The 10,389-nt window shown below is 66.3% G+C and carries 10 protein-coding genes; 2 read left to right on the top strand and 8 right to left on the bottom strand.

Features of this window, described 5'->3' with window-relative positions; genetic code table 11:
- Positions 1-39 precede the first annotated feature (39 nt).
- From NA2_RS14240 to NA2_RS14215, 6 genes are all read right to left on the bottom strand, one after another.
- Entirely contained in the window at positions 40-1,026 is a 987-nt protein-coding gene (locus tag NA2_RS14240; protein ID WP_008597685.1) for a pyridoxal-phosphate dependent enzyme, read from the bottom strand.
- A 3-nt stretch (positions 1,027-1,029) separates the two neighbouring features.
- Positions 1,030-1,740, bottom strand: coding sequence for a helix-turn-helix domain-containing protein (locus NA2_RS14235; RefSeq protein ID WP_040677946.1), 711 nt, complete (start codon positions 1,738-1,740; stop codon positions 1,030-1,032).
- On the bottom strand, positions 1,737-2,474 hold the full coding sequence (locus NA2_RS14230) for an amino acid ABC transporter permease (RefSeq protein WP_008597683.1): 738 nt from the start codon (positions 2,472-2,474) through the stop codon (positions 1,737-1,739). The genes NA2_RS14235 and NA2_RS14230 overlap by 4 nt, the downstream gene beginning before the upstream one ends.
- Positions 2,474-3,193, bottom strand: coding sequence for an amino acid ABC transporter permease (locus tag NA2_RS14225; RefSeq protein ID WP_008597682.1), 720 nt, complete (start codon positions 3,191-3,193; stop codon positions 2,474-2,476). The genes NA2_RS14230 and NA2_RS14225 overlap by 1 nt, the downstream gene beginning before the upstream one ends.
- Before the next feature lie 97 nt (positions 3,194-3,290).
- Positions 3,291-4,091, bottom strand: coding sequence for an ABC transporter substrate-binding protein (locus NA2_RS14220; RefSeq protein ID WP_008597681.1), 801 nt, complete (start codon positions 4,089-4,091; stop codon positions 3,291-3,293).
- Between the two features lie 42 nt (positions 4,092-4,133).
- Positions 4,134-4,907, bottom strand: coding sequence for an amino acid ABC transporter ATP-binding protein (locus tag NA2_RS14215; RefSeq protein WP_008597680.1), 774 nt, complete (start codon positions 4,905-4,907; stop codon positions 4,134-4,136).
- Between the two features lie 332 nt (positions 4,908-5,239).
- Between NA2_RS14215 and ppaT the strand changes: the two genes are divergently transcribed.
- Both ppaT and NA2_RS14205 read left to right on the top strand, forming a co-directional pair.
- Positions 5,240-6,418, top strand: coding sequence for a pyridoxamine--pyruvate transaminase (gene ppaT / locus NA2_RS14210; RefSeq protein ID WP_008597679.1), 1,179 nt, complete (start codon positions 5,240-5,242; stop codon positions 6,416-6,418).
- A gap of 172 nt (positions 6,419-6,590) precedes the next feature.
- Positions 6,591-7,427 (top strand): sulfite exporter TauE/SafE family protein, encoded by an 837-nt coding sequence (locus NA2_RS14205; RefSeq protein WP_008597678.1) that lies wholly within the window; start codon positions 6,591-6,593, stop codon positions 7,425-7,427.
- Between the two features lie 25 nt (positions 7,428-7,452).
- Here NA2_RS14205 and NA2_RS14200 read toward each other — a convergent pair whose 3' ends face one another.
- On the bottom strand, positions 7,453-8,892 hold the full coding sequence (locus NA2_RS14200) for an NAD-dependent succinate-semialdehyde dehydrogenase (protein WP_008597676.1): 1,440 nt from the start codon (positions 8,890-8,892) through the stop codon (positions 7,453-7,455).
- Positions 8,893-8,979: 87 nt separating this feature from the next.
- Positions 8,980-10,368, bottom strand: coding sequence for a M20 family metallopeptidase (locus tag NA2_RS14195; protein WP_008597675.1), 1,389 nt, complete (start codon positions 10,366-10,368; stop codon positions 8,980-8,982).
- Positions 10,369-10,389 lie beyond the last annotated feature (21 nt).

Raw genomic sequence — 10,389 nt, 5'->3', positions numbered from 1 at the left:
CGCCGGGCTTTCCTGTTCGGGCAGGCACAATGCTTTCCGTCAGATGGTCTGGAAAAGCTGGTCCTGGACGAAGAGGGTCGGTACGCCGCCCGTGTGCAGGAAGCAGAGGCCTTCGGACGGGTCGATGCTGCCGTCCGTCGCCATGTCCATGAAGCCGGCGAAGGGCTTTGCCGTATAGGTGTGCTCGAGGAGTATGCCTTCCGTGCGCGCAAGCGTCAGGATGGCGTTCTCGCCCTCGGGCGTCGGCAGGGCGTAGCCGGGGCCGAGATAATCCATGTGATAGTGGATGCGGGCATCGTCGAGCTGGACTTCCGACGCGCCGACGAAATGCTGCAGTTCGCCGAAGATGCGCGCGATGCGCGCGGCGAGGTCGGCCTGTCCATATTCGACGCTCACGAGATGCACGTCGAAGGGGTGTCCGAGCAGGGCGTTGCCGAAGGTGAAGCCCGCCTCCGTCGGCCCCATGGAGCCGGGCAGGATCACATGGCGGATCGGCGAACCCGATTCCCGCACCTGCGTCAGAAGCTCCAGGGCGGCCATCGCATATCCCAGCGCGCCGATGACGGCGCTGCCGACGATGTAGGGCCGGCGACCGACTGCGCGCAGCTCCTCCGCGATCTCCTCGATGCGCACCGCGCGGCTCTCCTCGCTGATCGACCCGACGAAGCGGACCTCGGCACCGAAGATGCGGTTGAGGTAGGAACTGCGCAGCGACTGCGCGGTCTCGGCATCGTTGTGGATGATCACGCAGTCGAGGCCGGCGATCGCGGCGGCGGCGGCGGTCAGGCGGCACTGGTTGGAAACCGGCGCGCCGGCGACGAGCAGCACGTCCGCTCCTTCCTCGAGCGCGGCCCCCAGCCAGAATTCCAGGCTCCGCAGCTTGTTGCCGCCGAGCGCTATCGGCATGTGGTCGTCACGCTTGATGAAGAGGCCGGAGCGGCCGAGCCGCTTTTCAAGCCGCGCCAGAGGGGCGAGGGGCGTCGGCTGCTCGAGCAGCGTGTAGCGTGCCTGCGGGAAGGTGAACATTCTTTATTCGCTCCCGTCGCGGCGCGCCTGGACGTCGCGCAGGCTGTAGTCGGCCGCCGCGGCGTGCGGGTTCCGGATCCGGTCGATGTAGTTGTAGATGGTGAACTTCGAGACGTTCATGCGCGCGGCGATCAGGTCGACCGCGCCCTTGACCAGGAACACGTTCTTCTCTTCCAGCTCGCGAATGACGTTCATGCGGTAGGTGCGGCTGTCCTGCGTGCGCAGCGTCTCGTTGCGGCCGAGCGCCTCGTCGATCACGGCATCGACCATGCCGATCACGTCCTCATTGTGGGTGTTGCCCGCCTCGGAAGGCGGGGCGACATCGAAATTGCAGAAGGTCTGCAGCATGTCGATGCTGTGCATCAGGCTCTCGATGCACAGATCGATGCGCATGCAGCCGAGCGGCGTCTCGTCCGCATCGCGCAGGATCGTCAGGGACGAGCTCAACCGGCGGCCGTCGGGCGTCGCCGCGGTGAACTGCAGGCGGCCGCTCGGCCGGTCGCTCGCCTCGCGGAAGCGCGTGAACAGCTTTTCGGGAAGCTGGGAGCCGATGACCGCCTCCATCACCGTTCCCGACACCGCGACCAGGCGCGGCCGCTTCTCCCGCATGTCGTAGAGCGACACCTGGCAATTCGCGCCGAACTGCGCAACGAGCGTTTCCATCAGCGCCGCGAAAGGGCGCAGGATCGGGTCCAACGATGTATCCTGTGTCATGCTTTTACATTCGGTTCGTTGAGCGGGGCGGAGCCGCCGGGGGTGGGTGAAGGACGTTTTCTCGCGGCGCGTTGTCTGCCGGCGTTCTTCTCGAGCCAGTCGACAAGCTTCAGGACCGGGAAACAGTAGCAGAAATAAATCATGGCAACGATTGCGTAGATGAAAAGGATGTCGCCCGGAAAACGCAGTATGTTGATCTCGCCCTGGCGGGTCAGCTCGCTGATGCCGACGACCGAGACGATGGACGTGGCCTTGATGAGGTTCACGTAGACGCTGCCGAGCGACGGCAGGATGAGCATGACGGATTGCGGCAGGATGATGTGCCAGAGGGTCTGGCCGCGCCGCATGCCGATGGCGAAGGCGCCCTCCCACTGGCCGCGGGGAATGGCCCGGATGGCGCCGCTGACGATCTCCGTCACATAGCTCGACGTGTAGATGGCGAGGCACAGCAGCACGGCCGTCAGCGAATCCCACATCAGCAGCGAAATGCCGGTGTTGGGCAACACGAAATAGACCACGTAGAGCTGGACGAGGAACGGCGTGCCGCGCAGGAGATGCAGGTAGCCGCCGATCAGCGGCGTGAAGTAGCGGATGTGCTGGCCGCGCACGAGGCCGAGCAGAAAGCCGATCAGCGAGCCGCCGAGAATGCCCGCCAGCGAGATGCCGAGCGTCCTCCAGAAGCCTTCGAGAAGCGACGGCAGGACGGCCTGGAAGATGTCGATATAGTGTTCCATTACGCTGTCGCCTTGTTCCAAGCGGGGCCGGCCAGCTTTCGCTCCACGAAGCGCGAGGCGAGCAGGAGCAGCAGGTAGATGGCGAAGTAGATGACGGCGACGGACAGGAAGCCCTCGTTCGGCTTGATGCGCTCGCTGTTGAGCAGCATGCCGGCCGCCACCAGGTCGAAGACCGTGATCAGCGAGAGCAGCGAGGTGTCCTTCACGAGAATGGCGGTCTGGCCGAGCAGCGCCGGCATGATGTTGGCGAAGGCCTGCGGCAGGACGATGTGCTGGGCGCGCTGGCGGAAGGTCATGCCGACGGCCAGGGCGCCCTCGATCTGTCCCCGGGCGACCGACTGGATGCCGGAGCGGATGATCTCCGCCATGTAGGGCGCGGTGTGCAGCGTCAGCGCCAGGATGCCGATCCACAGCTCCGGCCAGCGCGCCGTGGCCGGCACCAGGAGGGGAAGGGCGAAATAGACAATGTAGATCTGCAGCAGGAGCGGGGTGGAGCGGATGACCTGGATGTAGATTTCCGCAAGCGCGGACAGAAGGCGGTTGCTGGACAGGCGCAGCGCGGCGAGCAGGGTGCCCAGAATCAGCGACAGGGCGAGGCTCGCGCCGGCGGCCAGCAGCGTGTTGGTGATGCCCCGCGCGAACTCGTCGGCGTAAAGCGCGACGATGCGGAAATTGTAGACGCCGACGATCCAGTCGGCGACCGGTTCAAGAAAAGTCATGGTGCAATCCGGTCCGCGAGGCGGTTGAGCACGGGGCTCGTGCTGGGAGGCGCGGGCGGCGTGGTTCTACGAGACCTGCCGCCCGCGCCCGCTGATGCTATTTGTGGTCGGCTTCCCAGGCGCGCGAGCTCCACCAGTACTCGACCAGGCGGTCGAGCTTGCCGTTGGCGGAGATCAGCTCGAAGTAGTTGTCCATCCAGAACTTGAGATGGCCGTTCTCGGCGCGGGTGGCGAAGGCCAGCGGCTCGCGGGTGATGACGCCGTCGAGGATCATCAGGTTGTCGTACTCGCCGACATAGGACCTGGCGTTGCCGAGATCGGTGAGGGCGCCGTCGACGCGGCCGGCGGCAAGCGCCTGGGCGCTGGCCGGGCCGCTGGCGAACTCCTTGACGGTGGCGGCCGGCAGGAACTCCTTGATGGCGGTGACATAGGTGCCGCCCTGGACGCCGCCGACATTCACGCCGTCCTTGTTGAGATCCTGCCAGCTGGTGCGGCCGCTGTCCTTCGCGGTCATGGCGACCGTCTCCTGATAGAAGAACGGACGCGAAAAGAGGAGCTGGGCGGTGCGCTGGGGCGTCGGCGTCATGTCGGCGGCGATGAAGTCGAACTTGCCGCCGAGGAGCGCCGGGATGAGACCCTTCCAGTCATAGTCCTGGAGCACGAGTTTGACGCCCAGGTCGTCGGCCATCATCTTGACGATCTCGATCGCCAGGCCGGTGCGCTCGCCGTTCTTGTTGATGAAGCTGACGGGCGCGCCCTGCGTCTGAACGCCGACGCGCAGCTCGCCGCGCTGCAGGATCTCGTCCATCTCCGTTTCGGCGCCGGCAGGCGCGGTCGCACCGAGCGCCATGGCGGCCATGGCCACCGCCCCGATGGCGGCCTTCAGGATGTTTCTCATTGCATTACCCTCCCGTGGTTTGGCCGGCAGTGCCGGGCCGGTTCAATGAATCTGCGACAGGAACTGTCGGGTGCGGGCGTTCCGCGCGCCGTCGAACAGTTCTTCCGGCGCGCCCTGCTCGACGATGCCGCCGCCATCCATGAAGATGACGCGGTCGGCCACGTCGCGCGCGAAACCCATCTCATGGGTGACGACCGCCATGGTCATCCCCTCGCTTGCCAGTTCGCGCATCAGGTCGAGGATGCCGCCGACCATCTCGGGGTCGAGCGCCGACGTGGCTTCGTCGAACAGCATGACCTGCGGATGCATGGCCAGGGCGCGGGCGATCGCCACGCGCTGCTGCTGGCCGCCGGACAACTGGCTCGGATAATGATCGCGGCGATCGTCCACGCCGACGCGCTTCAGGAACGACATGGCGATCTCCTCGGCCTGACTGCGGGAGCGCCCGCGCACGATGCGCTGCGGCAACGCCACGTTCTCCAGCGCGGTCTTGTGCAGGAACAGGTTGAAATGCTGGAAGACCATCCCGACATCGGCGCGCAGGGCAGGCAGGTCGGTGCGCTGGTCCGTGACCTTTCGGCCGGCGACCGTGATCGTTCCCGAATCCACGGTCTCGAGACCGTTGAGGGTGCGCAGCAGCGTGCTCTTGCCCGATCCCGACGGCCCGATGATGACCACGACCTCGCTCTGCGTCACATCGAGATCGACACCCGCCAGCGCCACGCACCGATCATGGCCGCCCACGGCAGCGAATGTCTTGCGGACCTGACGGGTCTGGATCACGGGCTCCGCAATCGCGGCCGGCGTGGCTGGCATCTGGCTTGTCCCTCTCCCCAAGCTTGAATGAAGCCAATGTGCACATTCGAAATTATAGAGTCAATTTTTTTTGAAATAAAAAATTTTTTGTAAAAATTACCGGTTCGACCTCGGCGGGGAGGAGGCCGGGGCGCTTGATCGGGAACGGAGGAATCCGGGTTCATCCCGACCTTTCATGGGTAAAGACGGCGGAGAGAGCCGGAGGCGGCCCGGATGTCAGGGAATTGGCCGAAGAGAACGGGCGAACTGATCTACTTGCGAGACACGGAAGGCATTAAGACGTATCTGACGGCTACCCGGTACCAGGCCTGATCGGCAGCAAGGAGACTACAATGCGCTATTCGAACGACCGCCCTCCGGTGATCACGCTCACCACGGGTCCGGTCAATGCCTATCCCGAGGTTCTGACGGGGCTCGGGAGGACCGTGCTCTACGACTACGATCCGGCCTTCCAGCTTTTCTACGAACGCCTTGTGGAGAAGGCGCAGAAGGCGATGCGCCTGTCGACGCGGCCGGTGCTGATCCAGGGCGAGGCGGTGATGGCGCTCGAAGCGGCGGCGGCGTCGCTCATCACGCCCGCCGATACGGTGCTCAATCTCGCCTCCGGCGTCTATGGCAAGGGGTTCGGCCATTGGGCCAAGCGTCATTCGCCGAACCTGCTGGAGATCGAGGTGGCCTACAACGAGGCGATCGACCCGCAGGCGGTCGCAGACATGCTGAAGGCCCATCCGGAGATCAGCGTCGTCAGTGTCTGTCACCACGACACGCCGTCGGGCACCGTCAATCCGATCAACGAGATCGGCGCGCTGGCGGCCGCGCACGGCGCGTATCTGATCGTCGATGCGGTGTCGTCCTTCGGCGGCATGGACACGCATCCCGAGGACTGCAATGCCGACATCTACGTCACCGGCCCGAACAAGTGCCTGGGCTGTCCGCCTGGCCTGACCATGGTCGGCGTCAGCGCGCGCGCCTGGGAGAAGATGAAGGCGAACGCCGCCGCGCCGCGCGCGTCCGTGCTCAGCATCGTCGACTGGGAAAACGCCTGGTCGCGCGACAGGCCGTTCCCCTTCACGCCTTCGGTCGCCGAGCTGAACGGGTTCGACGTGGCGCTCGACCTCTATCTGGGCGAGGGACCGGAGAACGTCTGGGAGCGGCATGCGCTGACGGCACGGGCGACGCGCGCCGGCATCGCGGCCATGGGGCTGGATCTCTGGGCGGCGCGCGAGGCGATCGCCTCGCCGACCACGACCACCGTCCGCACGCCGGACGGCATCGATGAGGCGAAGCTACGGCAGGCGGCGCGAGAGCGCTATGGCGTCGTCTTCTCCGCCGGGCGCGGCGCGACGCTGGGAAAGCTGACGCGCATCGGCCATATGGGGCCGACCGCGCAGCCGATCCATGCCGTCGCCGGCCTCACGGCCCTTGGGGGCGCGGTCAACGCGCTCGGCCATCGGGTCGAGACCGGCAGGGGCATCGACGCGGCGATGGCGGTGATCGACGCCGCGGCGTGATGGTCGGACATCATGAAAGCGGGGGCGTTCTGGCATGAGCGCGCAATCATGGGCATGATCGTGCCGGTCGAGCGTGTCGGCAGGGTGACCCGCGCAAGGATGCCGGGCATTTTGCCGAGATGCCTCGGTCCGCAGGCCTTCAGACTGCAATCCTTCACGCGGAAGCACCGACTTGGAACAGGCATTCGACCCCTCCACCTTCGACGCCGCGACCATCGCGGTGCTGGTCGCCGGGATGGCGATCACCGGGATGATCGGCGGCGTTCTCGCCGGCCTCCTCGGGGTCGGCGGCGGCATCGTCATCGTGCCCGTGCTCTTCTGGGTGCTGCGCGCCTTCCAGATCGCGCCCGAGCATGCGAGCCACCTGGCGGTCGCCACATCGCTCGCCACCATCATTCCAACATCGATTTCCTCGATGCGGTCGCATGCGAGGCGCGGCACGGTCGATCGCGACCTGCTCCGGCTCTGGGGACCTGCCGTCTTCTGCGGCGCGCTCATCGGGGGCGGGCTGGCAAAGTTCGTCTCCGGCGACAGCCTGCGCGCGATCTTCGGCGTCGTCGGCCTGCTCGTCGCGGTCAACATGGCCCTGCCGAAGACCCTGGTGATCTCGCAGCACCTGCCGGCGAACACATGGGTCAACCGGCTGATCGCCGGCGTCATCGGCCTGATTTCGTCGCTGATGGGGATCGGTGGCGGCACGCTGTCGGTGCCGACGCTCTCCGCCTTCGCCTTTCCCACGCACCGTGCGGTTGGAACGGCGTCGGCGCTGGGCCTGATGATCGCCGTTCCGGGCGTCGCCGGTTTCATTTATGCCGGGCTTGGCGTCGAGGGCCTGCCGCCGAGCAGCATCGGCTACGTGAACCTCGCAGCCGTGCTGATCATCGCGCCGGTCAGCTATCTTTTCGCGCCGCTCGGCGCGCGCCTCGCCCATGCGCTCGACGCGAAAAGCCTGAAACGCGTCTTCGCCCTGTTCCTGATGATCACGGCCATCCGGATGCTGATGGGGTAGGCCCCCGCCTGCCCGGAAGGATGCTTCAGCTCGCCTGGGTCACCAGCTTGGTGATCAGGTAGGCGTTGATCGCCTCGCTGCCGCCTTCCGTCCCGTATCCGGAATCCCTGATGCCGCCGAAGGGCAGCTCCGGCAGGGAGAGGCCGTTGTGGTTGATCGTCGTCATGCCGGCCTGGATCCGCTGTCCCAGATGGCTGGCCGTCTCGACCGAGCGGGTGAACGCGTAGCTCGCGAGCCCGAAGGGAAGGCGGTTCGCCTCGGAAATGGACTCGTCCAGCGTGGCGAAACTGTTGACGACGGCGACCGGCCCGAAGGGCTCCTCGTTCATGATGCGCGCGCTGGTGGGAACGTTCGCGAGCACGGTCGGCTCGTAGAAATTCCCCTTGTTGCCGATGCGGCGTCCGCCGGTCTTCAGCTCGGCGCCGTGCGACACGGCGTCCGCGATCAGCTCGTCGAGCGCATGGACGCGGCGTTCGTTGGCGAGCGGCCCCATCCGGGTGCCGTCTTCGAGGCCGTTTCCGACCTTGATCGCCTCGGCCGCGGCGGTGAAATCGCGCAGGAACGCATCGTGCACGCCCTCCTGGATGAGGAACCGCGTCGGCGACACACAGACCTGACCGGCGTTGCGGAACTTCGCCGCCGCCAGAACCTTCACCGCGGCCTTCAGGTCGGCGTCATCGAAGACGATGGCCGGCGCATGGCCACCGAGCTCCATGGTGGCGAGCTTCATGTGCCGCCCGGCGAGGCTTGCCAGATGCTTGCCGACCGGGGTCGACCCCGTGAAGGAGATCTTGCGGATCACCGGGTGGGGGATCAGGTATTCGGATATTTCCGCAGGCACGCCGTAGACGAGATTGACGACGCCCGCCGGAATGCCGGCGTCGGCGAAGGCGCGGATCAGCTGCGCAGGTGCTGCCGGCGTCTCCTCGGGCGCCTTGACGATGATGGAGCATCCCGCCGCAACCGCCGCCGAGAGCTTGCGCACGACCTGGTTGATCGGGAAGTTCCAGGGGGTGAACGCCGCCACCGGTCCGACCGGCAGCTTGATCGCCATCTGGGCGACATTGCCCATGCGGGCGGGAATGACCTGGCCGTAAGTGCGCCGGGCCTCCTCGGCGAACCAGTCGATGATGTCCGCGCCGGCCATGGTTTCCATGCGCGCCTCGGCGACGGGCTTGCCCTGCTCGCGGCTCATCGTCACGGCGATCTCGTCCGCCCTCTGGCGCAGGATGTCCGCCGCCTTGCGCATCAGCTTGTATCGTTCGAAGGCCGAAGTGGCGCTCCAGACGGCGAAGCCGCGCTCGGCAGCCGCCAGCGCCGCATCGAGATCCGCCACGGTCGCATGGGCGACGGTGCCGATGGCCTCTCCCGTCGCCGGATCGACCACGTCAATGGTCTTTCCCTCGGCGCCCGGGCGCCATTCGCCATCGATGAAGAGCTGGGTGGATGGATAGGCTGCGGTCATGCTCGTCTGGAACTCCTGTGACGCTTTCACTACGGCATGGCGCAGCGACCTGTCATCGTCAAGGGCGGGCTTGGTCCTGGAGACCTTTTAGAGAGCCGGCGTTCCGGGTTCGCCCAGATCCCAGTACAGCCCCGCCATCACCGCTAGGCCTTCGCGCAGCAGATCAGTCGGCAGGTGCTCGTTTGGTGCGTGTTGGGAGCAGCCGGGATAGGAATGCGGCACCCAGAGTGTGCGCGCGCCGAGGATCTCGGCGAAGGCATCGTTGGGAAGCGTTCCGCCGAAATTCGGCAGAAGCGCCGGTTTCTTGCCGGTAGTCCGGGCGATGGAGGCGGCCGCCCATTGCGCCCAGGGATCTTCGGGATCGAGGCGCGTGGCCCTGAAGATCTTGTCGCGCGCCATGGCGACCCGGACCATCTCGAACCCGTGTCGGTCAAGGTGTCTGCGCACCGCCGGCAGGACATCGTCGGGATCGATGCCGACCACGAAACGAAGCTGGAGCCGCGCCCAGGCCTTCGAGGGGATCGCGTTCACTGGGCTTCGCGGGTTGCCGGTTTCATAGGCGAGCACTTCCAGCGTACACCAGCCGAACACCCGCTCGGCGGGGGTGAGACCCGGCTCGCCCCAGTCTTCGTCGGGCGTCAGGCCGTCGACGCCCGACGTGATGACGCAATCGGCCAGGGCGTTACGCACAGAGGGCGGGAGCGCGCCGGGGACGAGCTCCGGCACCAGGATGCGCCCGCTCGGCCCGATCAGGCTCGCAAGGGCATGCGCAAGCTGGATGCCCGGGTTGGATAGGGCTCCGCCCCAATTGCCGGAATGATGCTGTCCCTCCCGGGCGTCGATCCAGAGGTCGAAGGTCACGCCGCCGCGGGAACCAAGGAAGACTGTGGGGCGACCGGCATTGAGGCGCGGCCCGTCGGAGGCGATCAGTATGTCGGCGGCAAGCCGCTCATTGTAGCGCGCGCAGACTTCGTGCAATCCCGGCGAACCACGCTCCTCGCCCATCTCGATCAGGTATTTCGCATTGAAGCCGAGACGCCCGCGTGCGTCGAGGACGGCCCGCAGCGCACTCATGTTGACCGAATGCTGCGCCTTGTTGTCGGCGATGCCGCGGCCATACCAATTGCCGCCGATCCCGGTCAGGCGCCAGGGCGACACGTCCGGCAGCCAGTCCTCGTCGCGGCCGGACACCACATCGCCGTGGCCGTAACCCAGCACGGTCGGCGCGTCTTCGTCCTCGATCCGCTCGGCGATCAGGAACGGGGCCTTGCCATCCCCGCCATGGACGATCTCTGTCGAGAAGCCCATCTCCCGGAATGGCGGCTTCATCTCGTCATCGAGATATTCCAGCAGCGTTTCGGCGCGCGCCGGATCCTGGCTCTCCGTCCGGAATGCGATGCGCCGCGCCAGGTCCTCACGAAAGCGCCCGTCATCGAACGAAGCCAGTGCGCGGGAGATGGCGTTGTCGCGGGTCATGGCGATCCTTCCCCGTGCGCT

This window comes from Nitratireductor pacificus pht-3B (assembly GCF_000300335.1).
Taxonomy (GTDB): Bacteria; Pseudomonadota; Alphaproteobacteria; order Rhizobiales; family Rhizobiaceae; genus Nitratireductor; species Nitratireductor pacificus.
This window is presented reverse-complemented; position numbering and strand designations above follow the sequence as displayed.